This window comes from Acinetobacter rathckeae, from assembly GCF_015627125.1.
Lineage (GTDB): Bacteria > Pseudomonadota > Gammaproteobacteria > Pseudomonadales > Moraxellaceae > Acinetobacter > Acinetobacter rathckeae.
Genome location: NZ_VTDO01000007.1, coordinates 91941 through 106465 on the forward strand (window position 1 = coordinate 91941; position 14525 = coordinate 106465).

General features: G+C 39.6%; 13 protein-coding genes, 1 pseudogene and 1 riboswitch. Of the genes and pseudogenes, 13 read left to right on the forward strand and 1 reads right to left on the reverse strand.

The window, feature by feature from the left end; genetic code table 11:
- Positions 1 to 92: 92 nt before the first annotated feature.
- The 7 genes from I2F31_RS11100 to I2F31_RS11130 all read left to right on the forward strand — a co-directional run bounded on the left by I2F31_RS11100 (position 93) and on the right by I2F31_RS11130 (position 6290).
- Positions 93 to 317 carry a hypothetical protein gene (locus I2F31_RS11100; protein ID WP_195769555.1) on the forward strand — a complete coding sequence of 75 codons (225 nt, stop codon included), beginning with the start codon at positions 93 to 95 and terminating at the stop codon, positions 315 to 317.
- A gap of 53 nt (positions 318 to 370) precedes the next feature.
- Complete coding sequence (locus tag I2F31_RS11105) at positions 371 to 2377, forward strand: multicopper oxidase domain-containing protein (RefSeq protein ID WP_195769556.1); 2007 nt, start codon at positions 371 to 373, stop codon at positions 2375 to 2377.
- On the forward strand, positions 2364 to 3104 hold the full coding sequence (locus I2F31_RS11110) for a copper resistance protein B (protein WP_195769557.1): 741 nt from the start codon (positions 2364 to 2366) through the stop codon (positions 3102 to 3104). Before I2F31_RS11105 ends, I2F31_RS11110 begins: the two co-directional genes overlap by 14 nt.
- A gap of 137 nt (positions 3105 to 3241) precedes the next feature.
- A riboswitch (TPP riboswitch) is annotated at positions 3242 to 3346 on the forward strand.
- A gap of 71 nt (positions 3347 to 3417) precedes the next feature.
- Positions 3418 to 4344, forward strand: coding sequence for an FAD-dependent oxidoreductase (locus tag I2F31_RS11115; RefSeq protein ID WP_213014874.1), 927 nt, complete (start codon positions 3418 to 3420; stop codon positions 4342 to 4344).
- On the forward strand, positions 4344 to 4541 hold the full coding sequence (thiS, locus tag I2F31_RS11120; RefSeq protein ID WP_195769559.1) for a sulfur carrier protein ThiS: 198 nt from the start codon (positions 4344 to 4346) through the stop codon (positions 4539 to 4541). Before I2F31_RS11115 ends, thiS begins: the two co-directional genes overlap by 1 nt.
- Positions 4542 to 4545: 4 nt before the next feature.
- Positions 4546 to 5307 carry a thiazole synthase gene (locus I2F31_RS11125; RefSeq protein ID WP_195769560.1) on the forward strand — a complete coding sequence of 254 codons (762 nt, stop codon included), beginning with the start codon at positions 4546 to 4548 and terminating at the stop codon, positions 5305 to 5307.
- Positions 5308 to 5315: 8 nt separating this feature from the next.
- Positions 5316 to 6290, forward strand: a complete 975-nt coding sequence (locus I2F31_RS11130; RefSeq protein ID WP_195769561.1) for a HesA/MoeB/ThiF family protein — start codon at positions 5316 to 5318, stop codon at positions 6288 to 6290.
- A 118-nt stretch (positions 6291 to 6408) separates the two neighbouring features.
- On the opposite strand, the pseudogene I2F31_RS13355 reads toward I2F31_RS11130, so the two are convergent.
- Positions 6409 to 6681, reverse strand: a pseudogene (locus tag I2F31_RS13355) (transposase); the annotation flags it as partial.
- A 535-nt stretch (positions 6682 to 7216) separates the two neighbouring features.
- Between I2F31_RS13355 and I2F31_RS11140 the strand changes: the two are divergent.
- The 6 genes from I2F31_RS11140 to I2F31_RS11165 form a co-directional block, all read left to right on the forward strand.
- Complete coding sequence (locus I2F31_RS11140) at positions 7217 to 9331, forward strand: type I secretion system permease/ATPase (RefSeq protein WP_195773906.1); 2115 nt, start codon at positions 7217 to 7219, stop codon at positions 9329 to 9331.
- A gap of 9 nt (positions 9332 to 9340) precedes the next feature.
- Positions 9341 to 10801, forward strand: a complete 1461-nt coding sequence (locus I2F31_RS11145) for an HlyD family type I secretion periplasmic adaptor subunit (RefSeq protein WP_195770164.1) — start codon at positions 9341 to 9343, stop codon at positions 10799 to 10801.
- 2 nt (positions 10802 to 10803) lie between these two features.
- Positions 10804 to 12096 (forward strand): TolC family outer membrane protein, encoded by a 1293-nt coding sequence (locus I2F31_RS11150; protein WP_195773904.1) that lies wholly within the window; start codon positions 10804 to 10806, stop codon positions 12094 to 12096.
- Positions 12097 to 12134: 38 nt separating this feature from the next.
- Positions 12135 to 12896, forward strand: coding sequence for a hypothetical protein (locus I2F31_RS11155; protein ID WP_195770160.1), 762 nt, complete (start codon positions 12135 to 12137; stop codon positions 12894 to 12896).
- Positions 12897 to 13151: 255 nt separating this feature from the next.
- Complete coding sequence (locus I2F31_RS11160; RefSeq protein WP_195770158.1) at positions 13152 to 14099, forward strand: hypothetical protein; 948 nt, start codon at positions 13152 to 13154, stop codon at positions 14097 to 14099.
- An 8-nt stretch (positions 14100 to 14107) separates the two neighbouring features.
- On the forward strand, positions 14108 to 14525 hold a 418-nt coding region (locus tag I2F31_RS11165), incomplete at its 3' end, for a hypothetical protein (RefSeq protein WP_195773905.1).

Sequence of the window (14525 nt, forward strand, 5' to 3'; positions counted from 1 at the left end):
GGGATAGATTACAAAGATGTCATTTTCATGTCACCTATATGTTGGGTCAGCTCTTTTATTGTAATAATGGAAACTAAAGGATGGAATATAAAATGAAAGCAATTGCAAAACACAGTGTTCAGTTCATGCTTGGTATAGCGGTGTTGGTTGGCACGACACAGTTGTGGGCACATGAAGGCCATACAGCAGGTGAGTCTGATTGTGCAACGCCGTGTAAAGTGAAAACGAAACAATCTGCACCACATCATCATATGTCAGATAAAGAGCATATGGATCATACAAAAATGAATATGTCCGAAGCAAACACGCAAAAGTAATATATACATAACCAGTGTGCGTTATGAGTTTTTTGCATTTTAAAGGTGATTACATGTCAAAGCGTTTTATTCATATTTTACTGTTAGGGGCAGGGTTGTTTACATCAACGTTGAGCATTGCTGCAGTGAAAATCTATGACCTGAATATTGATGAGCAGATGGTCAATGTGACAGGGAAACCCCTTAAAAGACACACGGTGAATGGCAAGTTTGTTGCACCATTGCTTGAGTTTGAAGAGGGAGATGAGGCGGTGATACGTGTGCATAATCATCTTAAAAATCAAGATACCTCATTGCATTGGCATGGTTTGATTTTACCTGGGATTATGGATGGTGTACCTGGACTCAATCAGTTTAATGGTATTGCACCACATCAGACCTACGAATATAAGTTTAAAGTAGTGCAAAATGGTACCTATTGGTATCACTCGCACAGTAAAGGGCAAGAGCAAGATGGCTTGTATGGCCCATTGGTGATTTATCCAAAAGGCAAAGTACCGCTAGCAAGTTATGAAAAAACTGATCGTGACTATGTGGTGTTGTTGTCAGATTTTCATGCATCGACCAGTGGACAGATCATGAAGAATCTGAAGAAAGAAGCAGATTATTATCAAAATCAGCGTGAAACGGTCTTTGATGTGTTGAACCAAGTGAAGCGTGATGGTCTAAAGGCAACATGGAAAGATCGTTCGATGTGGGATCAGATGCGTATGCTGAAAACTGATATGTCTGATGTGACGGGTTATACCTATTTAATGAATGGTAAAACACCTGAACAAAATTGGACAGGTGAGTTCAAGTCAGGTGAAAAAATTCGCTTACGCTTTATTAATGCATCGGCGATGTCTTTTTTTGATGTGCGTATTCCTCATTTAAAAATGACCGTGGTTGCCGCAGACGGACAACCTGTAAAACCTGTGCCTGTAGATGAGTTCCGTATTGGTACAGCAGAAACTTATGATGTGGTGGTTGAGCCTAAACAAGCCAATTATCAGATTGAAGCGGAGTCGATTGACCGTAGTGGTTTCTCTATTGGTACATTGCACAATGCCAATACTGCACCTGTAAAACAGATTGTCATGCCCGAATCTCGTCCTCGTGCTTTATTAACGATGGAAGACATGGGCATGGGTCATGCAGGTCACGATATGTCAGCAATGAAAGATATGCCGTCACACGCAGGTATGAATCATGATATGTCTTCGATGAAAGATATGCCGTCACATGCAGGTATGAATCATGATATGTCAGCAATGAAAGATATGCCGTCACATACAGGTATGAATCATGATATGTCAGCAATGAAAGATATGCCGTCACACGCAGGTATGAATCATGATATGTCTTCGATGAAAGACATGCCGTCACACGCAGGTATGAACCACGATATGTCTTCGATGAAAGATATGCCGTCACATGCAGGTATGAATCATGATATGTCAGCAATGAAAGACATGCCATCGCATGAAGGTATGAACCATGATATGTCTTCGATGAAAGATATGCCAAATGGTCAGAAAAATGAGCCTGTGTATGGTTGGGCGAATGCATCAACACCGAAGGGTGATAAAGCATTGCAATATAGTGACCTACAATCGTTAACCCCACAAAAAGACACCAGAGCACCAGATCGTGAAATAGAAGTACGTTTGGGTGGAAACATGGAACGTTATATTTGGACTATGAATGGCCAAAAGTATAGTGATTCACCACAACCTTTGACGGTGAAATATGGCGAGCGTGTGCGTTTGAAATTTGTGAATGAAAGCATGATGGCACACCCAATGCATTTACATGGCATGTTTATGCAACTTGAAAATGGGCAAGACCCAAGCAATATGCCAAATAAACATACCTTAATTGTGCCACCAGGTCAGACCGTTACTGCATTACTCACCGCTGATGAATTGGGTGAATGGGCAATACATTGTCATCTGATGTACCACATGGCGGCAGGGATGATGAATAAACTGGTCGTTGCCAATGTTGATGCTAGTACCAATGTAAATACACCTGTGCCTGCACAAAAACAGAGGGTAAATCCACATGCAAACCACTAATCAAATCATGTTTAAAACCGTTCTGTCTATGAGCTTACTTGGACTTGCTCAGCTAAGTTTTGCCCAAAGTCATGCGATTGAAATGCATCATATGGCTGAACATGGTGATCAGGTGTATCAAGTCACTAAATTATCCAATGAATGGTCTATGAATAAAGATGGTCAAGGGACTTTTGGCTCAAGTTTGGAAAGCTTGATAGGTACAGATGAAAATCGTTTATTTGTTGAAGCCAGTTTTAATAAAGCAGAAAGCCATCAGCCAAATTATAATGTATCTGCATTATATAGCCGTAATGTTTCAGATTTTTGGGATGTTCAGGCAGGTGTAAAGTATCAGGCAGAACGCAATAATTCAGACAGCCAACGCGTTGATGCTGTGGTGGGTATTTTAGGTTTAGCCCCATACTTTTTTGAAACCAAAGCCTATGTGTATGCAGGTCAGTATGGTTTTTTGGGTGCAAGTGTGGCGTTAGAGCGTGACTTTTTGTTAACACAAAAACTCATTACGCAGCCGTATGTTGATGCCGAATTTGTTTTTCGTGATCAGTCTAAAGAGGCCGCAAAATCAGGTTTATCTGAGTTTAAAACAGGGATAAAAACCCGTTATGAAATCAATAAGCGGGTTCGCCCTTTTGTAGATGTGGCCTATGCTTATGAAAAAGGCGAGAAAGGCAAGGCAGTTGAAAAAGACTGGCGATATGGTTTAGGTGTAGAGCTGATTTTTTAAATACTTTGCACTTTTAAGGTGTGATTTTATACCTTGGTATGAAAGTGAGAATGAACCCATCAAATGACCTGAAATTCGGGCGGTTTTGATGGGTTTTTTCTTGGCTTGTGACATAAGCGTAAAATATAGGATAGTATGTGGGCTGTCGGGGGAGTCTTGTATTTAAGACTGAGAGGCTATTAGAGCGACCCTTTGAACCTGACCCAGTCGATGCGGGTGTAGGAAGACATATAAGATGATGATCTTCTGCATAATCACGGGTCTCAACCAGAGAGACTACGATGTATATTTTTTTAAAGATGAGTAAATGGTCATGACGTGGTCTATTTTAGGCGATGGCGTGACAGGTTTATGTGTTGCAACTGCACTCATGCAAGCGGGTGAACGTTGTGAAGTGATTACATCAGCGCATATTGCTGCCTCACACTGGGCAGGTGGTATGCTTGCACCATACTGTGAGGCAGAAAGTGCCAGTGCGTATGTCACTGAACAAGGTCTGAAAGGCATTGAGTGGTGGCAAAAGAACATTCAAACGGTGCATAAAAAGGGCACATTGGTGGTTGCTCCTGCAAGAGATCGGCAAGAATTACAGTATTTTTCCCAGAGGACGCAAAACCATCAGTGGGTTGACCCACGAGCACTTGAACCTGACCTTGCAGATGGTTTTGAAAAAGGCTTATTTTTTGCAGATGAAGCACATTTAGACCCTCGTCATGCTTTGGCACAGCTCAAAAAAAAACTTATTGAACACGGCGTGGTGTTTCACAGCAAAGCACCGAGTGGTCAAATCATTGACTGTCGGGGTATTGCTGCTACAGATCAGTTGCAAAACTTACGTGCCGTGCGTGGGGAAATGCTGATTTTACAAAGTCATGATGTAACATTCTCTCGTCCAATTCGCTTTTTACACCCTCGGTTTCCATGCTATTTAGTGCCTCGTGCAGAGGGGCAGTTTATGCTCGGTGCAACCATGTTAGAAAGCCAAGATGCAGGGAAAATTAGTGTAAGGGCTTTATTAGAGTTACTGACCTCATTGTATGTATTGAATCCTGCATTTGCCGAAGCCAAAGTTTTGGAAACAGGCACAGGCTTGCGTCCGTCATTTCCTGATAATTTACCTAAAATTGAGTATCAGCAGGGACGGTATTTTATTAATGGTATGTATCGGCATGGGTTTTTACTTGCACCTGTTTTAGCAGAGCAGTTTATTCAGTTACTCAGTACATCAAAGGTGAATTGATGAAGATTATATTTAATGGTCAAGTTGTTGTGACCAGCTGTGTATATTTAAAAGAGTTTTTATTATCAAAAGAGATTGATATTCAGTCAGTTGCAACGGCTGTCAATACTGATTTTGTACCACGTTCTTTATATGCAACCACTGAGTTAACTGAAGGGATGAGCATTGAAGTGGTCTCACCCATGCAAGGCGGATAAAACAATGCTTTATGACTTTCCTTTACAATCTCGTTTGTTGCTTGGCACAGCAGGTTATCCATCTCCTGAGACATTAGAACAAGCGATTGATGCCTCTGGTACAGAAATTATTACGGTGAGTTTACGCAGAGAGGGTGCATCTGGGGGGGCACATTTTCGTGAGTTGCTTAAAAGAACCAATAAGAAAATTTTGCCCAATACGGCCAGTTGTTTTGGGGTAAAAGAGGCTGTGACCACCGCACATATGGCACGTGAAGTCTTTGAAACCAATTGGATTAAATTAGAGGTGATTGGTCATGCCGACACCTTACAACCCAATCCTTTTGCATTGGTCGAAGCGGCGCGAATTTTATGTGAAGATGGTTTTCAAGTGTTTCCTTATATGACAGAAGACTTGGTTTTGGCTGAAAAACTATTGCAAGTGGGTTGTCAGGTACTCATGCCGTGGGCATCTCCGATTGGTTCAGGGCAAGGGGTGCGTAATATAGAAGGCTTACGTGCCATGCGTGCTTATTTCCCTGATACGCCGTTAATTGTAGATGCAGGCATTGGTGCACCGAGCCAAGCGGCACAGGTGATGGAAATGGGTTTTGATGCCGTTTTGCTAAATACTGCTGTGGCAAAAGCGGTGAAACCCGTTCAAATGGCGGGCGCATTTAGATCTGCAATTGAAGCAGGGCATGCGGCATATCAGGCAGGTTTGATGCCGAAGCGAAATATGGCACATGCATCCACGCCTGCCTATGGCTTAGCTTCACTGTTTTAGGAGGTGTTATGCGTTATTGTCGCCAAACCCAAATGGCTGAAATTGGTGAGCAAGGGCAACACAAATTGCACAATGCCCGTGTGCTTGTGGTGGGTGCAGGCGGGCTAGGCTGTCAGGTATTACCCCTTTTGGTGGGGGCTGGGGTCGGGTTTATTCGTTTGTACGATGCAGATGTGGTGGATGAAAGTAATTTGCATCGTCAAACCTTGTACCGTATGAGCGATATTGGGGTGAAGAAGGTGCATGCTGCCATTCAGACATTGCAGGCATTGAACCCCGATGTGGTGATTGAAGGCCATGCCACACGTTTATATGTGCCAGAGGCTCAACAGGCATTACAAGATATTGATCTAGTGATTGATGCTGCAGATAATTTTGTGACGACATATCTGTTATCGGATGCATGTTTTGCATGTCATATTCCTTTTGTGAGTGCATCGGTGATGATGCGAGAGGGTTATGTTGGGGCATTTTGCGCAGGTGCACCGAGTTACCGTGCGGTCTTCCCACGAATTTCAACGCAGTTAGGGTCATGTAATACACAAGGTGTGATGGGTTCGGCAGTTGCTGTTGTTGGGGCGATGCAAGCACAAGTGGCTTTAAGCCTATTGCTAGATTTTAAACCTTCGGTTTTGGGACAGTTTTTTCAATTTGACTTTACCACGTGGCAAAATAAAACCATGAAGTTTCATTTGGCAGAAGAGCCAGCGCATGTAGCAATGACATTTATAGATATGCAATCTATGCAAGCAAATGATTATGTGGTGGATTTACGTAGTGAGCAGGAGTTAAAAACAGCACCTACAATAGACGCAACCATTCGAATGAGTGTCGATGAATGTAAGGTATTGCATTGGTCTGACCCGAGTAAAAGATTGGTCTTGGTATGTCGGCAGGGTGTTCGTGCTTTAAGCGTGGCACAATATTTAAATGATACTCAAGGAGTTGAAAATATTGCTATTTTAGCGATGGGTGATGGATAGTCTGTTTAGCACATGGTATGTAAAAGAGCTTTATAGGTATACAATTAATCTTCCTTATGTTAATTGTTTTGCATATTTTATGTGTCCAAAGCCTCTGAAACAACAGTAGCTATCATATTCAGCATAAACTTGAGCCCTGAACGATGTTTTGAATGCTCAATATAATGTAATTTTTTAAGTGGATCATTGACGGTTTAATCAGTTCACGTTTTGAAAGTAATGCTTTAGTATCATCAGGCACAGGCTGGTTTTGTTTTATCTTACGACATCTTGGGGTAATAAGCTTTAATCCTCTTGATACTAAAATTTCAGTCTTTGCTTTACTCAGGTAACTATTCTTATCAACAAGTAATATGTCTTTTAATTCACGTGTCAATTGCTCTATGAGCGTTGTGTCATGTACACCTCGCTGATATTAGTTTTAGGTTAATTCTCTCTCCTAAGTAATTTATGATTAGATGTAACTTAAACCTATAAAATCAACCAGTAATACTTTTTTCTCTCGTTGCTTAATTTTTAAACATAAGATGTCTTTGGATTCTTAAATTAAATTTTCGTTGTTGTGTTTTTTGATTTGAAATGAGGGTTTTTTCTAACGCTACGTTAAGTTTTTTGCAAAACTCATCCAAAGTACAAAATAATTCAGTAATTTAGTTCATTGAAGACCTTATCTTTATAAATTTTTATATTGAAAAACAATATTTTTCAATGTCTAAGGATTTTTTAGCTACTCTATATACAAAAAAAGATATATTTTTATAAAACCTTAAAAAGTACATAAAATTACATTTTATATAATATGTATTTACATTGTAATAATTTTATTATTTAATAATCTTAATTCAATCTTAAATGATAACTAGTTTTGGTTTTTTAATAATTTTATGACTCATTTAGAAGAAACAAAAGGCGCTGTATCATCAGCCATGCCTGAAAAAAAAACAGCAGATTATGCATTAATTGGCCTGATGGTCTTGGCTCAATACCATGGTATTGCAGCCAATATGGCAGATATCGAACATAGATTTGCACACAGTGGCAAAGGTTTAGACCAAACCGCTTGGTTATTGGCAGCCAAAGAACTAGGTTTAAAAGCACGCTCTACCACCCAAAAAATAGAACGATTGCATTTAGCTAATCTTCCGGCTTTAGTTTGGAGAGAAGATGGGCAACATTTTATTCTTGCAAAAATTGATAATGATAAATTTCTCATTCAAGACTTACAACAAAACCGTCCCATACTTTTATCTAAACTTGAATTTGAGCAGCGTTATTCAGGGCAGTTAATTTTAGTCACGTCACGTGCTTCTGTACTTGGTAATTTAGCTAAATTTGATTTTACTTGGTTCATTCCGGCGGTCATTAAGTACCGCCGAATTTTTTTAGAAGTTCTTGCAGTTTCAGTGGTTTTACAGCTCTTTGCACTGATTACACCGTTATTCTTTCAGGTTGTGATGGATAAAGTCTTAGTCCATCGTGGGTTTTCTACATTAGATGTAATTGCGATCGCTTTTCTAGTGGTTACACTCTTTGAAATTACTTTAGGTGGGCTAAGAACCTATATTTTTGCACATACCACCAGTCGAATAGATGTAGAACTTGGTGCCCGTTTATTTAGGCATTTACTCAGTTTACCCATCAGTTACTTTGAAACACGCCGAGTAGGCGATACTGTTGCTCGTGTACGTGAATTAGAACAAATCCGTAACTTTCTGACCGGTCAAGCACTCACTTCAGTTTTAGACTTTTGCTTTTCATTCATCTTTTTAGCGGTGATGTGGTACTACAGTGGTTGGCTGACATTAATTGTATTGGCTTCTTTGCCTTTATATGCACTGTGGTCTGCCAGTATTAGTCCAATTTTACGTACTCGGTTGAATGAAAAGTTTGCAAGAAATGCCGACAGTCAGTCTTTCTTAGTAGAGTCAGTGACAACAATTAGTACCATTAAGTCGATGGCGGTTGAACCACAAATGACTCGTCGATGGGATCAACAACTTGCAGCATATGTTTCGGCAGGGTTTAGGGTGACCCGTTTGGCGACTATTGGACAACAAGGGATACAACTGATTCAAAAGCTCGTCACGGTCGCAACATTGTGGTTCGGTGCCAAACTAGTCATTTCAGGAGATTTAACAGTCGGTCAATTGATTGCTTTTAATATGCTTGCAGGACAAGTTGCCGCACCTGTAATTCGCTTGGCTCAACTGTGGCAAGACTTTCAACAAGTGGGAATTTCTGTTGCACGTTTGGGAGATATTTTAAATACACCGACTGAAAACCCAACCAGTCGTATGGCACTCCCCGAAATTAAAGGAAAAATTCAATTTGAACGAATCTCTTTTCGCTATCGTCCAGATGCACCTGAAGTTTTAAGAGGCTTTTCTTTAAATATACGTGCCGGTGAAGTATTAGGCCTTGTTGGTCGGTCAGGCTCAGGAAAAAGTACCATTACACGTCTCATTCAACGTTTATATGTTCCAGAAAATGGGCGAGTTTTAATTGATGGCAATGATTTAGCATTAGCCGACTCTGCATGGCTACGTCGACAAATTGGTGTCGTTCTGCAAGAAAATATTTTAATGAATTGTAGTATTCGAGAAAACATTGCTTTAAGTGACCCTGGTATGTCACTTGAACGTGTGATTCGAGCGGCACAGCTTGCAGGTGCACATGAGTTTATTTCAGAACTTTCTGAGGGCTATGACACGGTGGTTGGAGAGCAAGGTTCAGGTCTTTCAGGCGGACAACGTCAGCGTATTGCGATTGCCAGAGCATTGGTGGTCAACCCACGGATTCTTATTTTAGATGAGGCAACCAGTGCGCTTGATTATGAGTCTGAACATGCCATTATGAAAAATATGCGTGCTATTTGCCAAGGTCGAACAGTAATTATTATTGCCCATCGATTATCTACCGTACGTGGCTGTCATCGAATTGTGGCCATGGATAAAGGGCAAATTGTTGAGCAAGGCTCACACGCAGAGTTACTGCAAAAACAAGGGTATTACAAATACCTATTTGATCTACAGTCATCTTAGGTATGTGCTATGTATAAAGAAGCCCTTAAAGATTTTATTCAAAGATATATTAAAATATGGAAACAAGTGTGGGCCATTCGAGACCAACTTGACCCACCCAAGCGTGATAAAGATGAGCGAGAGTTTTTACCTGCACATTTAGAGCTGACGGAAACCCCATTGTCTGCTGCCCCGAAGTGGATTGCACGTTTAATTATACTATTTGCACTGTTAACACTGATATGGTCACTGATTGGTAAGTTCGATATTGTTGCGACAGCACAAGGGAAAACGAGTCTAGGTGGACGCAGTAAAACCATACAGTCTTTAGAAACTGCGGTGGTGGAAAAGATTAATGTCCACGATGGACAGGTGGTTAAAAAAGGCGAGACGTTACTACAACTTGCAGGGGTTGGTTCTGATACAGATTATCAGCGTGCTTATGATGCGTTAAAAGCCGCCTATATTGCTAAATGGCGTGCAGAATCGCTTTTACAGTCACTTGATCAACAAAAATATATCTCTTTAGACAAAGTCATAACCGTTGCCAAACCTCACGATTCCGTCATCATTCAGCAAGTACTGTCATCAATCAGTACAGAAGAAAAAATTCAAGCAGAACATTTAGTCTCTAACCAATACCAAGCATGGTTCACTAAGAATAAACAGCTTATCTCTGTAAAAGAGCAACACATAGCTGAGCGTGCATCTACTCAAGCACAGATTCAAAAATTGGTGGCTATGACAGATATTGAAAAGCAACGAACCTCAGATTATCAAGAGTTAGTTTCACAAAACTTTTTAGCAAAACACAACTTATTGGAGCAACAAAGTAAATACATTCAAGCTAAAAATGATTTGATGAGTCAAAGACAAAATGCTGAGCAAGTACAACATGCTATTCGGCAAGCTGAAGATGAGCTGATACTCAATAGCCAAAACTTAAAACGAGAGGCTTTTGATCAGATCAGACAAGCCAATGAACAAATTCCTCAATTGGCTGCTGAGTTACTTAAAAGTCAGCAACGTAAACAGTTTATGCAAATTAATTCACCTGTAGATGGCACAGTACAACAATTGGCTACACATACCTTAGGTGGCGTGGTTACAGCCGCACAACCGCTCATGACCATTGTTCCACAAGACCGACTAGAGGTCGAAGCCATTGTACCGAACAAAGATATTGGCTTTGTTCGTGCAGGACAAGAGGTTGTAATTAAAGTGGAATCTTTCCCATATACCCGCTATGGCTATTTAACAGGAAAAGTAAAAAGCGTGAGCTTTGATGCTGTAGAAAATAAGGATTTAGGCTTAGTTTATAGTGCCATTATTACTCTTGATCGAGACAAGCTAAATATTGATGGAAAAGAGGTACGATTAGATGCAGGGATGAATGTTTCTGCAGAAATTAAAACAGGCAAACGTCGTGTTATTTCGTATCTGTTAAGCCCATTGCAAACCAAAGTTGATGAAAGTATGAGAGAGCGATAACCATGACTATTCGATCTCCTCTTTATCGTGCACTCATGGTTGGATTACTTTTAGGGACTACACCACTCACATATGCCTTAAGCCTAAAAGAAGCCATGCTATCTGCACAAAACCATGCTGCGGTATTAGAGAAAAGCCGTTATGAATATATGGTGACAGCACAGCAAAAACCCCTTGCTCAAGCCGCATTGTTACCACAAATTGGCATGAGTGGTGCGTATCAGTTACAAAAACAGATTCAACCTAGACAGCTACAACGAAATAGCCAAAGTTTTAGGTTGAGTGCGACACAAACCATTTTCAACTTAAGCCAGTGGTATAAGTACAAAAATGCAGATGTCATCCTTCAGATTGCCCATCAGCAACTCGACTTAACCGAGCAACAGCTTTTATTAAAAGTATCAGAAGCCTACTTTAATGTGCTTATTGCACAAGAGTCGTTACTCAGTAGCCAAAAAGCCCAAGCCTCTTTTTTAATGCAACAAAAGCAAGCAAAAGTTCAATTTGAAAAAGGGGTGGTCTCTATTGTAGATGTGCAAGAAGCACAAGCAGGATATGAATCGGCATTTGCAGATGAATTAGATATTCAAGCTCAATTACAACAAGCATTGGCTCAATTAGAAACTTATGTTGGACGTTCGATTGCACTGAGTGAAATGAAGAACACCCAATTAAACATGCTTCACTTTCCAGAAGAGACATTATCTACATGGCAAAGTAAAGCAACATCACACAACCTAGAAATAAAAATGCAAGAACAACTCATTAATAAAGCACAGCAGGAGTTGAAAATTGCTAAAGCGAACTACTATCCCACAGTTGAGTTGTCTTCTGGCTATACCTACAACCCCAGTGATACAGGCATTTACCAAGCTGAAGATACACGTACAGCCTATGTAGGGGTTGGTATTAATCTGCCCATTTTTACCGGTGGGCAAACCAAAGCCCAAGTTAGACAAGCGCAAGCAAGTCTACAAGTGGCACAAAGTGAGTTGCGTATTACTCAAGACAAAGTTCGTTTAAGCGTAATTGAAAACTACAGCAAAGTTCAAACAGGGCAACAGCGTATACATGCATTAGAAACATTGGTATACACCAATGAAACTAAAGTCACTTCAAGTACTTTAGGGCAACGCTATGGCTTAATGAGCAATGTTGAACGTATACGGGCTGAAAAAGAGTTGTATGACGCACGGTTAAAGCTGACGCAAGCGAAATATCAGTTTTTACAAGCACAAATCAATTTACTACAAATTACAGGGGGCTTTAGTTCAAGAGTGTTTGATTTGTTTTAATCATTGATACGTAAATGAAAGTGATTTGGGGAAAGTAGATGGAAATAAATTTTACAATAGGTGATTGTGAGCAAAAGGCTTTAGATGGGCCTTTACAAGTGGGCTGGTTTTTAACGGAAGAGCAGGGTGCTCTACTTTTTGAAGCACCTTACCGATTAAGAAGTATGTCTCAGAATAGACATGCTAAATCTGCATCTCGTTGTCCTGCAATTTTACAATTAGAAAGTCGCTATTTTGTGATTAATTGTCCGTATGACTTGCACTTAAGGTTTGCGAGAGACTCAGAAGGTAAGCCTACTCTTGTCAATGTTTTGGGTGATAAATCAGCAGTTCGACAAAATAAATTGTCTAAACTTTTAAGTTTAGTACAAGAAAAAGAATGGCGATCACCACAGATTCCGATTCTCCAACTCAAACTTCCATATTGTTTTGTTGCAGATGAGGTTGCTTATATCACGCAATTAGATGCATTTTGTCATTATCGAAAGAATCCACTGCCTGGCACTATTTTTGGTGGACGTTTTCCGATTCACATTTGGCCAAGACCTTTAATGTGGGCATTTGAATGGCATGATACAACGCAAGATTTAATTTTAAAACGTGGTGAACCTTTATTTTATTGTCAGTTTGATGGGTTTGATCCTTCGCGTTCTACTAAGCTTATTAAAGCTGAGAAAACACCTGAATTATTAAACTATATGGAACAAATATCAGGTGTTGTGAATTATGTAAACCAAACGTTTAGTTTATTTAAAGATGCTGAAAGCGTAAGGCCTAAAAGTTTGTTAACCCAGAAATAAGTATTTTCCAACTTAATGTAATCATACAGCCAAATTGATTTTTTTAATGAAAATGAAATTTAAATACAGACCCTCGGCAGGTTTTATCGTCAAGCTATTGATGGTTGGGTTACTGGCAGAATGTAATAGTGCCCTTTTTTGTGATTACGTGCAGTTTGGAAAAGATACCAAAATACCAAGTGCTGGTATTAACGGACGAGAACAGTCAGACACTGTAGATACCTGTCACAGCATAAATTTAAAGTAGGGTAAAACATGAAAATAAAACACCCCAAATGGACAATCTTTATTTTAATGTGCATCAGTTTGACTGCGTATTATTTTATTCATAAAGCCATTAAACACCACCAGTTTCAGCAAGAAGAAATCGCACACCATGCCTATAGAAAAAATTGTGGCAACCCACCCAATATAGATATTGTGGCCAACAAAGACCATTTCATGGATAAAAGCCGTATCTATTTGTTTGATCGGGTTTTGAATCATGTGGTGCCACGACCTAGAGAAACCAAGAGTGGCAGAATGAGTTACTTTGTCCCTTCTTTTCGTGCCATGTATTTGTCACCTTTAGGTGCCAAAGACTATAAAGAATTTATTACTTTAATAGAAGGCATGGACATTCATAAAAGCTTAAAAGAAAACTTTAAAATTGTGGCAGGGGTAATTAACGATGGTGGGCAAGTGCGTTATTTCATTGCTAATCAAGATGTGAGCCGTGAAGATTACATCACATTCTTTAAGAATAACTTACGTAAGTTTAGTATCTTACATGATGAAGATCCAATTAATCCAATCAAGTTTATTCCTTTACAAGACGGTTTAATTACCTTTGAAGAAAAAGCCGACATTGAGGCAGACCCATACCCACCTATGAAGTATTTAACCCATTACTTAAAGTTTCCATTTTATCGTTATTGTTGTGATGTAAACGAATTATTAGAGCAACAAAAGTATATGAAAGAAAGAAATCCTAAAGAAGATATTTATAGACTAAAAGATATTACTAATTTAGCAGAAGCTTTAAAAAAAGACCCTAATCTAGGTTTAAAAACCAGTGATATCGAACTGATTGGACAAATCGGGCGTTTTGAAACAAAAGATTATGTGCAGTTTGGAAAAGATACCAAAATACCAAGTTCTGGTATTAACGGACGAGAACAGTCAGACCCTGTAGATACCTGTCACAACATTGACTTAAAGTAGAGTAACCCGTGAAGATCAAACACCCCAAATGGACAATCTTTATTTTAATGTGCGTCAGTTTGACTGCGTATTATTTTATTCATAAAGCCATTAAATACTACCGGTTTCAGCAAGAAGAAATCGCACATCATGCCTATAGAAAAAATTGTGGCAACCCACCCAATATAGATATTGTGGCCAACAAAGACCATTTCATGGATAAAAGCCGTATCTATTTGTTTGATCGGGTTTTGAATCATGTGGTGCCACGACCTAGAGAAACCAAGAGTGGCAGAATGAGTTACTTTGTCCCTTCTTTTCGTGCCATGTATTTATCGCCTTTAAGTGCCAAAGACTATAAAGAATTTATTACTTTAATAGAAGGTATGGACATTCATAAAAGCCTAAAAGAAAACTTTAAAATTGTGGCAGGGGTAATTAACGATG